This window comes from Mesorhizobium sp. P3_A8, assembly GCF_056402995.1.
On sequence record NZ_JBFUGI010000005.1, the window covers coordinates 108,828 to 128,156 of the forward strand.

At 64.2% G+C, this 19,329-nt stretch carries 16 protein-coding genes; all 16 read right to left on the reverse strand.

Features of this window, described 5'->3' with window-relative positions:
* Nucleotides 1-49: 49 nt before the first annotated feature.
* Genes AC1DX4_RS13605 through tssA form a run of 16 tightly spaced genes read right to left on the reverse strand, consistent with a single transcriptional unit; the run spans nucleotide 50 to nucleotide 19,316 of the window.
* Complete coding sequence (locus AC1DX4_RS13605) at nucleotides 50-1,117, reverse strand: PAAR-like domain-containing protein (RefSeq protein WP_477220785.1); 1,068 nt, start codon at nucleotides 1,115-1,117, stop codon at nucleotides 50-52.
* Nucleotides 1,114-2,139 (reverse strand): beta-ketoacyl synthase N-terminal-like domain-containing protein, encoded by a 1,026-nt coding sequence (locus AC1DX4_RS13610; RefSeq protein ID WP_477220786.1) that lies wholly within the window; start codon nucleotides 2,137-2,139, stop codon nucleotides 1,114-1,116. Before AC1DX4_RS13610 ends, AC1DX4_RS13605 begins: the two co-directional genes overlap by 4 nt.
* Nucleotides 2,136-3,233 carry a DUF2169 family type VI secretion system accessory protein gene (locus AC1DX4_RS13615; RefSeq protein ID WP_477220787.1) on the reverse strand — a complete coding sequence of 366 codons (1,098 nt, stop codon included), beginning with the start codon at nucleotides 3,231-3,233 and terminating at the stop codon, nucleotides 2,136-2,138. The genes AC1DX4_RS13610 and AC1DX4_RS13615 overlap by 4 nt, the downstream gene beginning before the upstream one ends.
* Nucleotides 3,233-3,775, reverse strand: coding sequence for a type VI secretion system-associated protein TagF (tagF, locus tag AC1DX4_RS13620; RefSeq protein ID WP_477220788.1), 543 nt, complete (start codon nucleotides 3,773-3,775; stop codon nucleotides 3,233-3,235). Before tagF ends, AC1DX4_RS13615 begins: the two co-directional genes overlap by 1 nt.
* Entirely contained in the window at nucleotides 3,757-7,293 is a 3,537-nt protein-coding gene (gene tssM / locus AC1DX4_RS13625) for a type VI secretion system membrane subunit TssM (RefSeq protein ID WP_477220789.1), read from the reverse strand. The genes tagF and tssM overlap by 19 nt, the downstream gene beginning before the upstream one ends.
* 1 nt (nucleotide 7,294) lies before the next feature.
* On the reverse strand, nucleotides 7,295-8,617 hold the full coding sequence (gene icmH / locus AC1DX4_RS13630; protein WP_477220790.1) for a type IVB secretion system protein IcmH/DotU: 1,323 nt from the start codon (nucleotides 8,615-8,617) through the stop codon (nucleotides 7,295-7,297).
* 4 nt (nucleotides 8,618-8,621) lie between these two features.
* Complete coding sequence (gene tssK / locus AC1DX4_RS13635) at nucleotides 8,622-9,956, reverse strand: type VI secretion system baseplate subunit TssK (protein WP_477220791.1); 1,335 nt, start codon at nucleotides 9,954-9,956, stop codon at nucleotides 8,622-8,624.
* A gap of 39 nt (nucleotides 9,957-9,995) precedes the next feature.
* Nucleotides 9,996-10,448, reverse strand: a complete 453-nt coding sequence (gene tssJ, locus AC1DX4_RS13640; protein ID WP_477220792.1) for a type VI secretion system lipoprotein TssJ — start codon at nucleotides 10,446-10,448, stop codon at nucleotides 9,996-9,998.
* Between the two features lie 3 nt (nucleotides 10,449-10,451).
* Nucleotides 10,452-11,921: a type VI secretion system-associated FHA domain protein TagH gene (tagH, locus tag AC1DX4_RS13645; protein ID WP_477220793.1), complete on the reverse strand. Its 1,470-nt coding sequence runs from the start codon at nucleotides 11,919-11,921 to the stop codon at nucleotides 10,452-10,454.
* Nucleotides 11,918-13,003, reverse strand: a complete 1,086-nt coding sequence (tssG, locus tag AC1DX4_RS13650; RefSeq protein ID WP_477220794.1) for a type VI secretion system baseplate subunit TssG — start codon at nucleotides 13,001-13,003, stop codon at nucleotides 11,918-11,920. The genes tagH and tssG overlap by 4 nt, the downstream gene beginning before the upstream one ends.
* Nucleotides 12,967-14,841, reverse strand: a complete 1,875-nt coding sequence (gene tssF / locus AC1DX4_RS13655) for a type VI secretion system baseplate subunit TssF (protein ID WP_477220795.1) — start codon at nucleotides 14,839-14,841, stop codon at nucleotides 12,967-12,969. Before tssF ends, tssG begins: the two co-directional genes overlap by 37 nt.
* A 1-nt stretch (nucleotide 14,842) precedes the next feature.
* Nucleotides 14,843-15,598 (reverse strand): type VI secretion system baseplate subunit TssE, encoded by a 756-nt coding sequence (tssE, locus tag AC1DX4_RS13660; protein ID WP_477221089.1) that lies wholly within the window; start codon nucleotides 15,596-15,598, stop codon nucleotides 14,843-14,845.
* Nucleotides 15,585-16,040 (reverse strand): Hcp family type VI secretion system effector, encoded by a 456-nt coding sequence (locus AC1DX4_RS13665; protein ID WP_477220796.1) that lies wholly within the window; start codon nucleotides 16,038-16,040, stop codon nucleotides 15,585-15,587. Before AC1DX4_RS13665 ends, tssE begins: the two co-directional genes overlap by 14 nt.
* Nucleotides 16,041-16,088: 48 nt before the next feature.
* A complete protein-coding gene (gene tssC / locus AC1DX4_RS13670; RefSeq protein ID WP_477220797.1) occupies nucleotides 16,089-17,594 on the reverse strand; it encodes a type VI secretion system contractile sheath large subunit in 1,506 nt (501 codons plus the stop codon).
* A 3-nt stretch (nucleotides 17,595-17,597) separates the two neighbouring features.
* Nucleotides 17,598-18,137 (reverse strand): type VI secretion system contractile sheath small subunit, encoded by a 540-nt coding sequence (gene tssB / locus AC1DX4_RS13675; RefSeq protein ID WP_023767752.1) that lies wholly within the window; start codon nucleotides 18,135-18,137, stop codon nucleotides 17,598-17,600.
* A 6-nt stretch (nucleotides 18,138-18,143) separates the two neighbouring features.
* Nucleotides 18,144-19,316 (reverse strand): type VI secretion system protein TssA, encoded by a 1,173-nt coding sequence (gene tssA / locus AC1DX4_RS13680; RefSeq protein WP_477220798.1) that lies wholly within the window; start codon nucleotides 19,314-19,316, stop codon nucleotides 18,144-18,146.
* Between the last annotated feature and the right edge of the window lie 13 nt (nucleotides 19,317-19,329).

The window sequence follows — 19,329 nt, forward strand, 5'->3', positions numbered from 1 at the left end:
GTCATCCTCCTGAGATGTGGCTGCGGTTCCCCGAGAGCCGGTCGGTCGGCTAACAGGACACTTTCGAGGGAGCGACGTCCGCCGCTGTCACGACCACGGACTCCCCTCCGGCGGCTTTCTTCAGGCGTTTTTTTGCAACCTGCACGAGGCGAGCCTGATCCTTCGCCTTCGGACAACTGCCATGGCAGGCCGTCTTGTCTTTGACCTCCTGCTCGGACTTGTTCATGCTCTTCTTCATGTATTCCATGTTGGCAGTCTTCAGGCACTCCGTCGCAGCGGCATGCACGGCCGGCGGAATTTTCGGGTCATCCAGGTTCTTGACCGTGCTGTTCACGCAAGTGTCGGTAAAATCACCGAGCTTGCCGGCCGAATTGTTGCTCAGCCAGTTGCGGGCGTCTGCCGACTTGAAGTTGTGCGGGGTTTTGCGTTTCTTGCCGATTATCTTTTTGGTCGGTACGCCGGCCGCCTTGGCCTTCGCACCTTCGCCCGCCAGCCATTTTGCCTTCATGCAAATGCAGGGCGCTTCCTTGTCGTCATAGGCCTTGCAGCAATCCAGCGTCAGGTCGCGAACGCCTTCGGCGGTGAAGAACTGGACCTCGACGGTATGCTCCTTCTCATAACCGTCCGGGCATTCCAGCTCCTTGTAAGGCTTGATTTCGAGGTCGGAGCATTTGAAGGTCGCCACCGTGGCCGTGGCGACCTTGGGCATTGGCGGTCCGCCGGCCGTGGGGGAGGCATGGTCGTTCGACGAAATGTCGGTGAAACGGCTGATCGGCTCACCATCCATTTTGACGTTGCCCGACCAGGCATGGGCGTATTCCTTGCCCGTGTTCACGGAGGTGATGAGGTTCTTCTTGGGCGCGCAGCCAGCCTCGTTGCCGGTGCATTTGGTGTAATAGGATTTGTTCTTCTGAGTGACCGTCTTGCCGCCGATCTTGACCGTGCCGGTGCCGCTGTCGGTGTCACTGTCCATCCCAAACGTCGGATAGGGAACCGGAACGCCGGGTGGGGTTGCCGGCGTTTGCGGCGGCGTGAAGCAGACGTAAGGAAAAGCCGCGATAACCTGGTTCGCTTGCGCTTTGCAGGCAACCTCGAGGCCATTGGCATACACCGTCATGCCGTTCTCCCGTAAGCGAACACCGCGGCGCCGCAGGCACCGGCATCGGACGATGCCTCGATGAGAACCGGATTGCCGGCGGCATATCCTTTGCCGGCTGCGGTCCAGGCCATGCCGACCATTGTTGGAACGGCTGCGGCTCCGATATTGCCAAGCGACTCCGCGGGTGACCACAGGTCCTGGAACTCGTGGCGCCCTCGCAGGAGGCGGATCGAGGCCAGCGCAGTCTGCTTGAACCAGTACTGCTCGCCGATCAGATCGGCGATGCGATAGCCGAGCCGGTTCATCTCGATCCCGGTCTCGTGGAACGCCGCATCATAGGCGGCTGTCATGCCGTCGGCGCGCAACGGCAAATCCTGGCCGTTGTAGATCGAAGCCGCCTCGCGCGAAAGACCGAGCCCGAAGAGCCTGAAACCGCCATTGCGCGGGCGGGTGCACAGCACCGCCGCTGCAGCTTCGCCTGGAATGAAGCCGTTCGAATTGTCTGCCGTCAGCAGGCGGCCTTTGCTGAGATAGTGGGAAATCGTTGGTGCCGTCAGATAGCTGTCGACACCCGCGATCATGACATAGGGCGCTTCGCCCGAAGCAATCAGCCTGCGCGCCTGATCGAACGCGACGTGGCCGGACGGACGGCCAAAAGCCACGATGCGAGAGCGCAGATGCGGTTCTATTTCAACGATCTCGCTGATCCGGCGCAGCAGTGCAAGATTGTCCCGCACCGGCCGGCCGGGCCGATCTTCTTCCGCAAGGCAGAGGATCAGCGCCGTCTGCCCTCGCGCTTGCGGGTGATTGTCGAAAGCCTCCGCTATGGCCCCGGCCGCCAGGTGGGCCATTCGTTTCTCGCCGATCCAGTTGCGTGGCAGCGGCACGGGTGCACCCGTAAGCCATCCCGCGGGCGAGCCGGTGAAACGCGTTTCCTGAAAGCCGTCGAGCCGGGCGCGCATCGCTGCGCAAGCAGAGGGTGCATCGAGGCCAACGGCCGTCACCATACCAACCGAAACGATCTCGATCGGGGAGGTCATGCGTCTTCCTCCTCGGGCGCGGTGCCGTTGGCGCGGATATAGGTACGACCTGTCGCGCGCGCCCTCAGCATGGCCGGCGTCGGCGGCCCGACCCAACCTTCCGTGAAGTCGAGGATGGTTCGCTTGATCCGCTGCGATACGCGCCAGACCAGTGAGAACCGTCTGCTCTCCGCGTCGAACAGGATCGTGTCCGGGTAGACCTCGCCTTCGAATGACTTGGCGCGGCCTTTGAACAAGGTGAGCGGCAGCGCCGTCGCGGGTAGCCTAAAACCTGTGCGCCCCTCGGGCGTCAGGTTCACCAGCTGCACGACCTCGCCACCTCTCGGCAGGTCGATCTGCTGGTCGGACGGCGCCGACTGGAAATAGCGCTCGTCGAAGTCCGGCGGCAGGAACGGAAAGATGTTCTTGGTCCAGTTGTCGTCGTAAGTGCCGCCATGTTCGATGCGGCCCGGCCAGCCACGGCCCATCGGGCCAAAGCTCATCGGCTTGTAGTCGCCGAATGGCGAGCGGACCTCTTCGCCGACCGCCTGGGTGTTCGGCAGCCGCAGGCCGGGGATCAGCCGCTGGTTCTTGGTGCGCGACCAGCCGGTCCCGACCGGGTTGTATTTGTAGCTGCCGGGGAGCTTGTCCTCCGGGTCGAGCCTGTCGACACCACCCCAGGCGACGTCATAGGAGATGGGCAGTTTCAGGAAGGGTTGCGGCGCTGTGGCGGTAAAAACCGGGCCGATGGAGCGCCATTCGCGGTGGCCGACGACCTCGAACAGTTTTGACCAATTGCCAACCTTGATGCCGACCGGCACGCGCTCGGCCGGGCGCCCGCCCGGCGCGTAGGCGCAGCCATTGGCGATCACGTCGCAGCGCGGTTTGCGGAAGGCGAAGTCGGTCTCCCACAGCGTGGCCGAGTAGCCAGGCACGCCGGTTTGTGTGTCGGCCATCACCAGCGGCACCTGCTCCGCCGATTTTTGCACCAGTCCGCCCGGCTTGGCGGGGAAGTCGAACGTGCCTTTGACGACCACGACAATCCATTCATGGCCGGCCTTGTCCATGGCCATGGTGAACTGGTGCGGATAGCCCATCTGGTTCCAGATCTGCATCAGCTGGTCTCCCAGCTGGCAGCGAGGATCTGTTCCAAAGTCGCCTGCGGCGATTGCGGATCGATGTCGAAAATGTCCGAACGGGCCGTCCACATCACCATATCGCCGATGATCTCGTCGCCTGCCTCGACGGATGGCACCGGCAGTCCGGCCAGCGCGGCATCCAACTCGTCGGGCGTCAGCTCGCCATTCTGGGCGGCGGTGGCCGCCGCTTCGATGCTGGCAAACCACGCCTCGGCGTCGGCGAATTGAATGGGAGCTTCGGCAAGCTGGGCGACGACGCTCAAAGGAAATTTCCTTCCGACCCTGTCGGCGCTTTGCACGATGATGCCTGCCGATGCGCCGAAGGATACCGGACCCGCCAGAAAGCGCAGCGCGGTTGTGCCTGGCCAAAATTCCGAGCCGAACAGCGGGACGAGATGCTGCGCCAGCCAGCGGTCCCAGCCGCGGACAAAGTCGCCCGACAGCCGCCGCGTCACGAAGTCGCCGGTGGCGGGCATTTTGCCGTAAAAGCCGGGCAAGATCATATCTGCGGCGGACATGAGAATTTCTTGAACATCTGCAGATTGTAGGGGTTCTCGACGCTGGCGGCCTTGAGTTCGAAATCGGCCCACATTCCCTTCGTGCCCAGGCGCAGGCTGTAGACATCGGAGAGCGACGTGCCGGCGAAACGGCCGTTGCGCAGCATCCTCAGCCACGCCCAACTGCCAGTCTCGTTGAGCATGATTTCGGGCGATCCGTCGATGGGCTGGAAGGCGAGCGAAATGACCCCGGTGCCGTCCTTGCCCGGCCAGGTCATCGGTTGCGGCCGCGTCGCATTGTTGAAGTAGACCAGCGTCTGACCATCGAGATTGAGCGTGACCCGCGTGACGTTGGGAGACAGGTCCTTCGGTTCGAGCGTGAAGCTCATCACCGGTCCGGTGCCACCGGGAAAGAGATCGTCGCGGATATGCCTGGCCTGCTCGAACGCCGCCAGCGCCGAAGGATCGAGGCCGAAATCGGCGCGCCATTTCCATGGCTGGCTGGTGGTGTCGACATAGTTGATCAGGTGGTCGTTGATGAAACCGTCGATCAGTCCGGCCGGCCCGAACAAACGGGCGAAATCACGCACATTGACGTCCACAGCGCTGTCGGGACTGAATGGATAGCGGTCGTTCAGCGCCGCCTGGCAGAACGGCAATATGTCCGCCCGCCAGATGGCGTTGAGCTCCGACGTGACCGCCTTCTGCGTCAGATTGCTGGTGTCACCGGCAATTCCGCTAAGCCAGACGTTGATAGGATCGGGCAGGATCTGTGCTTGCCTGGCGACCGCACCGGTCAGTTCGGCAAGGCCGCCTTGCTTCTTGATGGCATCCTGCGGATTGGGGTTGGCGGTGACCGTCTGCAAAACGTTCGACAGCGCGGTCAGCGCGACGACGGCGGCATCCAGCGCCGGCGGCTGGCCGTCGACCTCGGCAATGGTGCTCTTCAGCGGCTTGAAATGTTCGGCCACCAGATTGCCGGTCAGGTCCACCTCTGTGGCTGAGCCGGCGCGGGGCAGCAGTTTCGCACCGCTTGTCGCCAGCTTGCCGAGTTTGCCCAACTTGCCGAGCAGTTTCGAGGCACCCTTGGCCGCCGCCTTGTTGTCGGCGGGCGCGTCGTCGGAACGCGTCAGTTCGGTCTCCTGAACGACCGCCGTCAGCAGCCGCTTCAAGGCTGAATCGGCACTCGAGAGGTCCTTCAGGTTTTCGCTGGCGACATTGAGATCGGTCAATGGCGCGAGCCGCATGTCGCGCAGGAAGCTGTCCCATTGCGCGATGTAGTCGTCATAGTAGAGTTTTAGAATATCCTCGGACAGCGCCGAGACCGAGGTCTCGGAATTTTCCGAGCAGCCGCCGGCGAAAACCGCGCGATCGAGCGCCGCCTGGGCGGCGACATCGTCGATGCGGTCGAGAATGGCGTCGTGGAAGCCGGCATAGGTGAACGCTCCGGCAATGCCGACGCGAAGCGTCTTGTCCGAACGCCGCGCAAACACCTTGCCGCCATTGGGGCCGGCGAAATTGGCCGGGATCCACTCCTTGAGCCCGGCCACCTCCGGATCGGCCAGCAACTGCTTGTAGGCCCGCGCCGGCAACGAGATCGTGCACACTGTTTTCAGCGCTTCGGCGACCAGCGCCTGGTCGGGCGCGACATAGCTTTCGTCGACCGCCATGCGGCGGATGGCGGCAAGCTGATGCTCTTCGGCATCGGCGGTCGGAAAGGGTGCTGCGGCCGCGAATTCCGGCAGGATGTTCACCCACCAGTTCTGGGCGAAATCGGGGTCCATCTGCGACAGGCCCGTCATCATGCGATAGGTCTTCAATGCGCCGAGCATGAAATCCGGATCGCGGATCTGCCGCCACATGGTCGCCTCGAGCAGCGCCACCATCCGTGGTTCGAGCACGTTGCGCAGGGCGTGGTCGTAAGTGTCGGTCTGTGCCCGCACCAGCTCCGCCGAGGCCGATGGCCCCAGCAGATCCTGGGCTGCGCCTGGCGGTGCTGTCCGGGCATTCGCGACCGCGTCCATCGCCTCGAGTGCGCCGTCTATGGCAGGCTGCTGCACCGATGCCGGATTTGCGGCAGTTGCGGTCAGCGGCGTTTGCAGCGCCTCGAACTGGCTCGCCTGCGCCGTGATCGCGTTGCGGTTGTCGAAATAGGACCAAGTGAACAGCCCGCCGGCCAGCACGGCTGCCGCAGCACACGCAGCCGCCGCACCGCGCCAGATCCAGGCGCGGCGGCGCTGCGCCAGCGGATCGAACGTGCCGAGGCCGGCCTCTTTGAAGATGACTTCGGTGAGCAGGTTCTTCAGGAAGAAGCTGCGTTTCTCCACCCTTTGCGCGGGCAGGGCCCGCCGTGGCGGCAGGCCGAAGGACGACGACAGCGCAGCGGTCAGCCGGTCGATGGGCGCCCCTTCCTGCGTCGCTGAAGTCAGATAGAGGCCGCGCAGCCAGGCTGCCTCTTCATAGCGGCTTTCGCCGACCATCGCCTCGACCAGCACCTGGATCGGTTCGGACAGGCTGGACAGCTGGGCGGGAAACCTGAAGATCTCGGCGCGGGCGGCGAGCTTGTCCTCGTCTTCCAGGCGCGGCACCAGCCGCCGCTCGAGCTCCGTCGCCAGCGTCGAAATTTCGCGTTCGATGGTCTTGGCATCGACGCGCGCATCCAGCGCGAAGGTCGTTCCCCACACCTGTTCGCGCGAGGCTGTGGACAGGCCGCCGAAGAAAGCCTCGAAACCCTTGATCAAATCGGCCTTGGTCAGCATCAAATAGACCGGAAGGCGGATTTCGAGCCGGTCGTTGAGCTCGGCCAGCCGGCGGCGGATCTTGCGGCCATGCGCCTTGATGGCTTCGTCGCCCTCCGACAGCACGTCGATCGACAGCGCGACAATCACGCCGTTGAGCGCGCGGCGGCCGCGATGCTTCTTCAAAAGGTCGAGGAAGCCCAGCCATTCCGCCGCGTCGACATCGGGCTGGCTCTCCTGCTGGACATAGCGGCCGGCGGTGTCGATCAGAACGGCGCTCTCGGAAAAGAACCAGTCGCAGTTGCGCGTGCCGCCGACGCCTTGCAAATCGTCGGTGAGGTCGATCGGAAAATTCAGTCCGGACTGCCGCAAGGCGGTGGTCTTGCCGGTGGCCGGCGGCCCAACGATCACGTACCACGGCATCTCGCGCAGGAACTTGCGTCCGCCGAGCTTGCGGCGTTTCAGTTCGGCCATCACTTCGGCGAATTTGGCGCCGACGGCGGCGACGTTCTCTTCGCCGGGGCTGAGCGGCTTTTCCGCTACGGGTGCTGCGATCTCGGCGACGAACATGCGGTTGGCGCGGATCGCCCGGCGCTGGGCGACGATCAACCAGATCAGCCAGAAGATGATCAGCCCCGCGATCATGGCAATGCGCACATTGTCGGAATCGAAAGGCGAATACGGACCGACCCTGACGATCGGACCGAACACCCAGATGACCAGGGACAGCAGCGTGATGCCGATCAGCGTCCACAGCCAGCGCGATGTCAGGACCGCCCAGAGGAAGCGCAGGATAAACATCTCACAGCCTCTTTTCGACGAGCACCTCGACGCGGCGGTTCAAGGCTCGCCCCTCGCGCGTGCTGTCGCTGGCCACCGGGTCGGTCGCCGCGCGGCCCTCGGAATGGACGCGGTCCTGCGGCACCCCGTTCTGCACCAGCATGTCGGCGATCGTCTGGGCGCGCGCCTCCGACAGCCGCTGGTTGGTCGACAGCGGGTTGGTCTTTTGCAGGGGAACGCCGTCCGTATGACCGATCACCGTGATGTTCCCGATCAGCTCCTGATTGGCGAGGATCACCTTGGCGATCGAAGCGATCAGCGGTTCGAAGCCGTCGCTCAGTTGTGGCCGCGACGACTGGAACAGTTCGGGATTGGAAGCCTGGATGATCAGCTTGGCCAGCGAAACGCTCTCGGTGCCGCTGAGGGCGGATTTGAGGTCGGCCGGCGCCCCGGCCTGGAATTCCGGCAACAGCGCAAAATCCACTTTTTCCGGTGGCGGGGCATCGACCTTGGGCGAGGTCCGGCTGATGTCGCCGCGTTCGGGCGGCGGCAATGCGCGCACAAGGGCTGATAGTTCGACCGCCTGGCTGCTCAGCCCCATCGACAGCCCGATATGGATGGCGGTGGCGACAACCGCCGCGCCGAGCGCCATGACCCAGATCGGAACGATGAAGCGCTGCGGCTCGTCGGAGGCGATGACGCCCTTCCAGTTTGGCGACAGCGGCGCGCCCTCGGCGTCGGCATCGCGCAGGAAGCGTGCCGCCGCCACGCGAACCGCATTGAGCGAGCGATCGCCTGAGCGGCCGGGCACGCGATATTTGCCGCGGAAGCCGAGCGCCATGCAATTGTACTGCAGCTCCAGCAATTCGCGGTCGCGGTTGGGATGGCGTTCCAGTTCGTCGAGACGCGTGAAGAACTGCGTGCCGGCATCGACGTCGCCACGCAGCATGACCACAAGCGGCTGCCTCGGCCAGGCGCTGGCCCCGCCCCAGGGCGTGTTCAGGGCGAGATCGTCGAGCAACGCCGCCACCACCCAGGCTGCCTGATCGGCCCGCTCCATCGAGGAGCCCGTCGACATTGCCGTGTCGCGTGCCCGAACCAGTTCTTCGAGCAGTCGGGTGCGCAGCGCTTCCGGGTTCTCCGGCGCCAGCGCGCTTTCAAGCTCGGGCGCGAATTCGAGCAAGGGCGCGAATGCGTTGACGAGTGCGTTCGGGTGGGTGCGAGACCGCTTCACCGCCGCACCCGGCAAGAGTGGCGCCATCGGCCGCGGCATCGGCGCGCCGGTCAGCCTTATGCGGGTGCGTTCGCGATCCTCCGACAGTCCGAAAGGATCATCGCGGCTCATCATCTCACCTGTTCACCGAGTAGCAGTCCACCTGCGGCTCGCTTGGCAATACGCCCGAAACGCCGATGACGAAGCCGGGGGCATCGAGCAGCGACGCCCAGTGTTCGCTTTTCTGGTCCAGCTCGAGGCACAGCCGATCGCCGTCGTAAGGGATTTCGCGCGGCTGGGAATGAAGCGGTTTCAGCGGAATGCCGGGCAGACGCGATTTCCACAAGCCCTCGAACTGGTCGGCGGAACCGACAGTCGCCTGATTGACGAATATCTTGCGCAGCGCGTCTTCCGACAGCTCCGAACCGACCCGGATGACGATGCGGCTGGCCACCAGCAGCTTCGGGTTGTCGATGCGGATTTTCCAGACATTGGTCGAATGCCGCATGACCGGCAGCGCCCGCGATTTCGGTTCGATGTAGCGCAGGCTGAGGATGAGCGAGCGTAGCGCATCCGCCAGCGCCATATAGGCGGGGCCGGGCGCCATGTGATCGTAAGCCGGCAGCTCGCCCAGCCGCCGCGCGCTCGATCCGTACGTCGCCATCGAACCGGCGAGCCCGGCAAGTTCAAGGTAAAGCTCGGCCGGATGGAAGACATCCTGCGCCAGCATGTGGGCCAGCCGCGGCCGCGCCGCATTGGCGAGGTTAAGCATCAGCAGGTCTTCGACGCTGCGCCCCGGTCCGCCCATCACCATCTTGCCATGCGCCTCGGCGATCTGGTCGAGGCCGGTGACGACTTCCAGCAGCAGTTGCCGATACCAGGCAACCGCTCCGGTCACCAGTGTCGGCGGCAGGAAGGTCTCGTCCAGCGAGACGCCGCCATCGGCTCGAACACCCTTGAGATCGGCGATCGGCAAGGCTGTGTAGCCGCCAACCGATTTGCCGGGTGCAAGCAGCAGCGCTTGTGGCCGGGCGATTTCGATCTCTTCAGGGTCTGAACCGCCCTGGACGGCGTCGCGCACCGAAACGATCCGCCCGTGATAGCGGGCTCCCGAGGCGGCGGCGTGTGCCGGATCGAAGCCGACACCGCCGGGAGGCTCGAGCGGCAAGGCGACCAGCACCGATCCCGCAGCCGTATCGGACGTGACCGGCAACGGCCGCGGCGCGTCCATCATCTCTGGAATGGCGAAAGGTGTCCCGTCCGGAAAGATGCCCCGTGCCGACAGGATGGCGACCTGGCCGGCGTCGAGCAACGCCTGGTCCAGCGTCAGCTGCTGAAAGCCGAACGTATGCAGTTGCCCGGCCTGCAACGCGCCGCGTACTGTCGCCTCGAAAAAGCGATCCTGCTGCTGGAAATGCTGGGTCCGCAGGAAAAGCCCTTCGGACCACAGCACCCTGTTTGCATCGCTCATGCCGCTACTCTCTGCATCGAGCTCCCCTTGCCTTGGCCGCTAGGCGGAAATGCCGCCGCTGCCAAGCGAGACATTGATCGTGAATTTCGATCCCGACGACACCGACTTGGTCGTGCGCCAGTTCCTGCCGGTGGGTTCGCGGATCAGCGCGACGAAGCCCAGCGCCGTCGCGTCCGGTTCGACGGTGATGGTTTTCGACGCGGATTTACCCGGCCCGACGGCGATCTGGTCGGATCCGATGAGATCGCCTGCCAGCGCCGAGCCGGAATCGCCTTGCAGGGCAAAGTAGTCGGCGGAATTGAACTTGCCGGTGCTGCGCAGCCGCATGACGAGAACTGTCACCGGCCGGTCGCCACCGCCAGGTCCCGGGTTCATGCCGGCCCCTCCGGTCACATTGATGGTGATCACCGAGGGTTTTGGCGGACCACTCTGGCAAGCCGTAAGCAGCCCGGTCGCGCCCAGGGTAACAACGAATTGACGTCGGTCGATCATGTCTCACTCCTCCTCATATGCGTCCCGAAAATCGGCGCCGATTTCGCCAAGAAAGCTTTTCTCGGCACTCTCGGCGATTTCACGATGGCGTTTCTGGTAAAGCTCCCACAGCTTGGCGCTGCGCCCGCCCGCAAGCAGGTTGCCGAGCGCCGAATTCGACTTCAGCTCCTGCTCGATCGCAGCCGGCTCAAAACGGTCGACCATACGTCGCAATGCGGCCTGCACGCCGCGCCAGGCGCGCACGTGATGCTGCGCGAGATCGCGGATCGCGTCGGCGATTGCCGCTTCGCCGGCCAGAAATCCGGGGCTGCGCTCGGCGATAAGCGTGACGATGGCGTCGTCAATCGTCGGCAGAAATTTGAGCGGATTGACTTCGGAAGCCCCGACCATGGTCTGGGCGACGCGGGCGTTGCCCTTTTCCTCGGCCCGCTTGCGCAGAAGCTGCATCAGGCCTTCCATCATCAGCCTGTATTCGCGGCCGAACTTCTCCATTTCCGCAATGCTGTCGCGCCCCGGAAAATCGGCTTCCTCGACGCCGATGCCGCGCAGGAATGCGGAGCGAAGCGCCATGTCCCCCAGCTGTGCCGCTGCCGGCATGCGGGCGGGTTTGGCGGCAGCACCAGTGCGCACCGGAGGCGGGGCATCAGCCGCTTGCACAGGCAGATCCCAGGGATTGGCGGATTGCGGCCTTTGGGGGGCTCGTTCGCGCTGACCGATCGCGCCGGCGCCGTTTGCCGAACTGGGCGCCGCGGCTGGTCCGAAGCCAAAGTCGTCCTTGAATTCGGATGGCTTTCCGGCGGCAGGTTCGGTGGACCCGTTGAGGGGAGGCACCGAGTCGAGGCTGAACGGGTCCGCGAAGCTTGGCGAGCCAGGTTCGGGATAAGGGGCAACACCTTTCGACCCAGGCGACGAAACCGGATCGAGGCTGAACGGGTCATCGAAAGCAGGCGAGCTGCGCTGGCTGGAGGCTGCGCGCTCGAACGCGCCCGCAACCGGCTGCTCGAACGGATTGGGCAGATCGGCTGGACGTGGCCGTCGCGGCTCTTCCTCGACCTTGGCGGAAAAGAAGTCATCACTGCCGATACTCAGCGGCGCCCGCGATGCCGGCGGCAAGCGTTCCGCAACTGGCTGGCTGGCAGCGGGTGTCTGAGCTGTCGGCGACTGCAGGTCGACATAGACGACATAGTCGCCAAGTCTCAGCCGCATGCCGCTTTGAAGCCGCGTCGACTGGCCGGCACCGAGCGGGCTGTCGGAGTCGTTTATGTAGAGCCCGCTGCTCGACGTGTCGGTGACGAAATAGCCGTCTCGCCCACCCGTGATCCTGCAATGGGCGCGGGAAACGAACATGTCGGGATCGTTGATCTGCCAGCCTGCGTCGGCGCTGCGGCCGATCACCAGCTCGCCTTCGTCCAGCCGGGTCTGCCGTACCGCCTGGGTGCGTGGCCCTTGCTCCAGCGTCAGCAGCAGGCTCATGCCGCGACCCCCGCCATCTCCGGCCGCCATCCGACAATTGTCCGCAGCCGCAATTCGTCAGCATCGCCCCTTTCGGCGGGCCGCGCAAGCCAGGCGGTCCGGCCGAGCTGGACCGCTCCGATGCGGGGCGGCGGCACCGCTTCGCGCGCCAGCACGATGCGCAGGTCGACGTCGAGCGATTCCCCGACCATATCGCGAACGGCCTGCTTGAACAGTTTGAGGCGCGAGCCTCCCGGCAGGAACGCCTTGAACTCCTCGAAACCGAGAGGGCCTACGCGCAGCTCGATCCTGCTTTGGCGGTTGAAAACGCGGGGGCCGATCGTCGCCCCCCGGCCGAGCCCGGCATAGGCTTTTGCAAGGCGGGTCTGGAGACCGGTCGGTATGGTTATCCAGGCGGCGATGAACTCCTTGATTTGAACCGGCACCCTGAACGCTTCCGCCAGGAACAGTGTCAACCGTTCCGGGCCGTCGACCTGGCTGGCGAGTGACGCCGCCTGGCGAAGCTTGACGGTGTCGAGGTCAGGATTACGGGTGCCCGGAAGTCCAATCCCCGCCATCGCTTCCAGCATGGCGCGAACGCGGCCACCGACCGCGCGCTCGACCTGGACCGCCGGATGCGCATCAGCCCAGGCCCGGTAGTAGAGGGCGATCATGCGGTGCTGCAGGATGTTGACGAAGTCCACGAAGGTCGTGTCGCTGGTCTGCTGGGCGTCGGCGCCGGCAAACCAGCGCTGCGACAGGCGGTCGAGCACCCAGCGCGTCAGATGCAGCGGCATCGGACCCTCAGGCCCCAACAGACCGAGATTTGCAACCGTGACCCGGGCCGGAGCCTTGTCGCTGGCTTCGCGGAATTGCACCAGATCCCGCGCGGAAAAGGCGAGGCGCACATGCTGGCCAAGCCTTGCCGGCTCGCGGTCGGGGCGTCCGGAATGGCCGAACAGACCGCTCCGCTGTTCGAGACGGCGCAGCAGTTCGAAAAAGTCGAACGCTTCAGACAGACCTTCGGCCCGGTCTGGACCGGTCTTGTCCAGACCAGCTGTCTTGTCTAGATCAGGTAGCGATTGCCGGGCGTCATCGGCCATGGCACATCCTCCTGCTTCTGCAGCAGCCGCGTGCGGGTTCGCACGAAGCCGTTTATTCCGGCATGACGGGCAAACAGCCGCGCCAGCAAGGCCGACAGCAGCAAGGTGCTTTGCCCGGCCAGCACCGACTGGTCGACATGCAGCGTCACTTCAGTGCCGCGCCCGAAGCACATCGGCCCGTCGATCTGCAGCCGTTCGATCACCGACCGCGAGTCGATGCGCACGATCGAATGCACGTTGCGGGCAAGGCTCGGATCGCCGCGGTCGGCATAAAGATCGAGCAATGCATGCAGCGGATCGACGCCGCGGCCCTCCTTGGCGAGGCTCAAGAAGTTGAGCGCCAGCTGCGCCACCAGTCGCCAGGCGAGATCGTCGGCCCGGGATTCGTCGTCGGCTCCGGTGGGCAGTGCCGCGGGGATGGCCGGCTGCGGCGGACGCAGTGCACCGAGCAACCGCACGGATTCGACCGGGTCGCCGGCCTCCAGCGTCAAGGTCGGATTGTCATCGAGGATTGGCAGGTCGCGGTTGGTGCAAAGCGCCATGATGTCGAGCCGCTTCAACGGCCGGTTCGCCGGGCTTCCAAGCGGCCGCGATACGGCCAGGAAAACATCGTCGCCGGTGTATGACGTGCGGGTCAGGCCGTCGCTCCGCTCATCTTCCGTCGCCCGGCGTGGCCGCCGTTCCGTCGAATAGACCCAGCCACTGCCGCGGTTCTGCCCGAGGCTGAACAGCTCCGGTATCTCGGCGTCGCTGCCTTCACTGTCGGCATCCTCGACGCGGAGCACACGATAGATCTCGAAGTCGCGCGCCCGCGTGCGGTCGGCATGCAGCACCTGCCGCGTCTTGCGCTGATCGAGTTCGACGACGTTGCACTCACGCTCGAACAGATTGATGATCGGCGTCGCGAAAAGTTCGAAATCCGCCGGCGTCAGGTCGGCGAGTTCGGGCGCCGGGCGGCGGAACAGGAAGATGATCTCCAGTCCGGCCTCGCATTTGCGCACCACCGGCTGCAGCCCCAGGACCCGCGCATAGTGAAAGCGCTCCGGCATGACGAAGTATTCGCGCAGCAGGCGGTAGCCTTCGAATGTCGGGCGGGTGCGCGGCATCAAGGCCTCGTCGTCGCTGATGCCGACCATTTCGGGTGCCGGCAAGGGCGAAAGCCGGTTGGTCTTGCCTTCAGGCCGAGCGCCAATGGCCACGCAGGCGCCGAAAATCGCGTCGAACAGCAGCGGCGCCTTGGTGCGTCCGGCGAAGTAGAGGTCAAGCTGGTCGAGCGCCAATTCGTCGAGTTTGCCTTTTCCGGTCCGCGTCAGCACCAGCCGCAGCGCCGCCTCGCCGGCGATGCCGCCGATCGGTCCGATGCCGGCCGCCGCCAGCGCACTGCGATCCTGAAAATAGCTGACCGCAGTGATTGCTATCGGCCACAGCGTCATGTCCTGCGCGGTGGAGAAGGTGCAGCGCGTCGACAGGCCGGGTTGCAGGCTGGAGACCAGCCGCGTGTTGCGCTTGACGACGTGGCCGGCGGGCATGGTCTGCACCTGCTGGCCGGGTTTCAGCACCGCCATCGCGGTTGCCGGTGCCGGCGTGACCAGATCGGGATAGAGGACATCGAGCACGCTGCGCGAAAATCGCGAGCGCTCGGCGTCGACTTTCAGTCTTGTGCGCGCGGCGAGGAAGGCGACGCCGTCCAGCAGCCGTTCGACATAGGGATCGGGGCAGGGCACCGTATCGAGCGAAAGGTTGCGCGCCACCGCCGGATGCATGTCGGCGAATTCCGCCGCAAGGCTGCGGATATGGGTCAGTTCCTCCTCGTAATATTCGACGAAAACCCGATCCATCTCAGGCGTCCCTAATTTCGGTCCGCGCCAAGCCGTTGTCGAGATTGATCGTGGTGCGCAGGCGCATGCGTTCCGGTGTCGGCGTCATGATCAGCACGGCATCGATCTCGATCTTCAGGCCCACGGTCTTGTCGCCCAGGGTGACGGTAACCTTCGTCGCGCTTTCCTTGAGCCGAGGCTCGAAGGTGGCGAGCACCGAGCGGATTTCGCGCGCCAGCACGTCGCGGTCGAAGTCGCGGGACGACCGGCCCGAGAAGGAAGGCACGCCGTAATTGACCACGCTTCGACGGACCTCCGGAAAATCGGCAAGCGACGGTGGATTGTCCGCCATCTGCTCATTTTCCAGGTCGGAAAGCAGCGGCGTGGCCTCGAAGCGCTCGGTGTTGAACAGAGCCTCAATGTCGCGCCGCACCGCTTCCCTGAGCACGCGGGCCGATACCACCACACCGCGGCTTTCGATCTCGACACGGTGCTGGGCCTGAAAGGCCAGGCGATGCAGACGCCGTTTCTGGTCGGGCGTCAGCTCCGCATCGGCGTCGATGGTCCGCGCACTGCCGGCAACGAGGGTTTCGAGACGGTCCGCGCCAAGCTCGTCCAGCAGGACATGGCGCAGCCCGTCTATCTCCGAGGTCAGGCCCGGCAGGTCATTGACGAGGCGATCCCACAGCGACGGCTGGACCGCCTCGCTTTTCGCCCGCAGGCTGCCCGCGATCTGTTGCTTGCCCGCGCCGGGCCGCCGAACCTCACTTGCCGACATAGACATCCATTTCGGCTTCATCATTGCCGTCATAGACGAACTTGATCTTCTTGTAGGCGAAGCTGACCTCCTCCTGGATCAGGTCCTCCTCATCCTCGGCCTGCGACATGTCGTATTCCATGATCGAGGCGTCGGTGAGCGTGACGACCAGATAGTCCTTGGTCTCGCCATCGATGGTCCGGCGTGCGGAGAAAACCACTTCATCGAGCGCCTTGTTCTCGAACAAAGCCTTTTTCAGATAGGGCGAGGATTTGTCGTAGTGTTTGGTGAACTTGATCATGCCCATGGAGACGCGGCCACGGCGTGACAGCGAATTCGGGTCATAGGGTGCGACCATCTTGTAGTCGACGCCATGGATTTCGATCTCGTCATCGTGGCCGTCGCGGGTGCTGGGGCCCTTGATATCGGGAACCTTCAGAAAACCATCAATCTTGACTGGCATTGTCTTTCTCCACCGCTTTCAAACAAAACAAGGTCTGGTTGCTGCAAATCAGGTCTTCACGGACGGCAGTTCCGATACCAGCCGCAGCGAGGCGTTGATGCCTTCCAACTGGTAATGCGGGCGCAGATAGAAGCGGGCGTTGTAATAGCCCGGCCGTCCTTCCACGCTGTCCACCTGGACTTCGGCCGCGGCAAGCGGGCGCTTGGCGCGCGCCTTGTCGTCTGCGAAGGCCGGATTGGCCAGCACGTAGCGGTTGATCCACTCGGTCAGCCAGATCTGCATGTCGGAGCGCTCCTTGAACGAGCCGACCTTGTCGCGTGCAATCGCCTTGAGGTAGTGCGCGAAGCGCGAGACCGGGAAGAGATAGGGCAGATTGGCGCTCAGCCTTTCATTCGACTGCGCGTCGGGGTCGACCAGACGGCCGGCACGAGTCTCGTCGTCCTGCAGCGAATGGGCGCCGATGAAGGCCGCCAGATCGGTATTCTTTCGATGCAGGATCGGCATCAGGCCGAGCTTGGCCAGTTCGGCCTCGCGCCGATCGTCGATGGCGACTTCGGTCGGGCATTTCATCGCGATCGAGCCATCGTCGGTCGGGAAGCTATGCACCGGCAAATTGAGCACCGTGCCGCCATTCTCGACGCCGCGGATCTGCGTGCCCCAGCCAAAAAGCTTGTGGCTGCGGTTGATGTTGACGCCCATCGGGAAGGCGGCGTTCATCCAGACATATTTGTTGTGATCGCCCTCCACCTCTTCCTCGAAGGTGAAGCCCTTCACCGGAACGGTATCGGTGCCATAGGGCAGCCTGGCCAGAACGCGGGGCATGGTCAGGCCGATATAGCGGGCGTCCTCGCTCTCGCGCAGCGACTGCCACGAGGCGTAGGCCGGGTTGGAGACGATCTGCTGCAGGTCTTGCGGGTTGGGCAATTCCTGCCAGCTGTCCATGCGGAACAGCCGCGGCGAGGCGGCCGCGATAAACGGCGTGTGCGCCGAGGCGCAAATGCCGGAGATATTGCGCAACAGGCCGACGTCGCGCGGGTGATTGGAGAATTCGTAGGCGCCGATCACACAGCCGATCGGCTCGCCGCCCAGCATCGAATACTCGTCCGTATAGACTTTCTTGAAGATCGGGCTCTGGTCCCACATCTGGCCTTCATAGTCTTCGAGCGTGTCGGCCAGCTGCACCTTGGAGATGTTCATCACCCGGATCTTCAGCTTCTGATCCGTCTCGGTGTTGTTGACGAGATACCAGAGGCCGCGCCATGTGCCTTCCATCTCGCGCACTTCCGGTGCGTGCAGGATCTCGTTGACCTGCGTCGTCAGCATCTTGTCGATGCCGGCAATCAGCGACTTGATCGACTTGATCGCATTGGACGAGATCGTCGTGGTGTCGGAACGCGATTGCGCCGCGAGCGCGAGATTGCGCACGAGTTGCTGCAGCTTCTCGCTGTCGTCCTTCTTGACCTTGAAGTCCTTCTCGAGGAGCCCGCTGAATTCGTCGAGGTTTATGGCTTCGGCCTCGGCGGCGACGGCGGCGGTCTTTTGCTGTTCGGCCATGGCTTATTCCCCTGCCTTGTCGTCGTCGGCGAGCGCCTGGCTGGCGATCTTGCCGAGCAGCGGCTCGTTGTTCAGAAGCTGCGCGATGCGTTTTTCGGCGTCGACGCGGCCATCCATGAAACCGAGCAGCTCCTCGAGCTGGCGGCGCATCTTGAGGATCTCGGCCAGTTGCGGCACCTGTTCGGCAACCTTGTCGGGGGCGAAATCACCCATCTTGGTGAAGGTGAGATCGAGCGCCAGTTCCTCGTCGCGCTCCTGGCCTTCGGCCTGTGGCAGCGTGTTCTTCACCCGGGCTTTGACGCGGGGTCCGAGCGCCTCCATGAATTTGGGGAAGCGGTTCGCGTCGGTCTCGACGAAGGATCGGTCCAGCACCGATTTTGATGCTTCCTTGGTCTGCGAAGCGCCGGAAAGGTCGGCCATCACGGCCATCACAAACGGCAATTCGATCGTCGTCGGGCTACCGTAGGTTTCCACGTCGTAGGCGATCTGCACCCGCGGCGCGCGATTTCGTTCGATGACCTTCGCTTTGCTTTCGGCTGGCATGTGCTGTTACCTTTCATCCTTCTGAGCCGTCTTCTTGACATCGGGAACGCCGGCAAGGAGCCGGAATTCCTTCAGCCCAGACGGGGCGAGATCTTCCATCAGTTCAACGAAATCCATGTGCACCATGCGGCGCACGCGCCGCGCCAGATGCGGGATAGGGCTCGACGGTTCGGTGCGGTCATAGAAGGCGACGACCAGGTCGAGGCATTTGACCACGTCGTCGCGCGAGGAAATCCGGTCGGGAAGTCCCGTGTTGGTCTCCGTGTAGCTTGCCGCACTTGCCATAGTATCGGCTCCATGACCGTTTCGAGCAGGCGTTGCCGGTTCTGTCGGGGTGGGCGGCTTGGCCGCGCCATTCGCCACCGCACCCGCTGCCGCGTTCCGTTCGAGGGTCGTCAGCAAACGCTGCAGAAACCGCTTTAATTCCGGAATGGGAGCGCCGCCGCCTTCGAGGCGGGCGTTGAGGGCGGTTTCGACCGCGTCAAGGGCTGCGATCGCTGCCCGGGCGTCGGCGACGAGCGAGACCATCTCCGCACCGGCCTGATCGATCTGTGCCGCACATCCGGCACGCACCCGGTTCAACAATTGCCCGTGCGCGCTGACCAGCGCGGCCTTTTCCGCCGTGTTCAATCCCGAGGCGGCTTCCTGGAGCATGACACGGTCGTCGAGCGCGCTTTGTTCCAGGTCGCGTCCGCTGATCGGCCCGATCGAACGTGGCGTAAAGAAAATCATCTGCCGCAGGTTCGCCAACAACCCGTCCTGGCCATTCTGCAGGTCGAGCAGCGCGTTGATACGGCGCAAGGCGGCATCGCGGGGCAAAGCGTTTGGCCGTAATGCCGGATGCATGGTTTCCCAATGCTGATCGAAGGTCTGTGCGATCAGGGTCAGACCCTGCGCCAGCCCGGCCAGTCCGTCTTCATTGGCCAGCGCACGCGTGACGATGACGAGCAGGCGCAGGTCCCGGCCATGCGCGCGCAATTCCGCCGCCTTTGCCAGCACCGTGGACCAGTCGACCGGAATGGTGCTTTGCGACGTGGGCTTGTTGTTGCCGTCGTGGACGACCTTGACCTCGGGCTCGGTCAGGCGCTCCAGCTCATGAAAAGCCGGGTCGTTGCGCAAGTCCTCCCCTGACGGGTTTCCACCGTCGAGCGGGCTAAGCCAGAGCGCGGCATCAATCACTCAAACCCCCAGC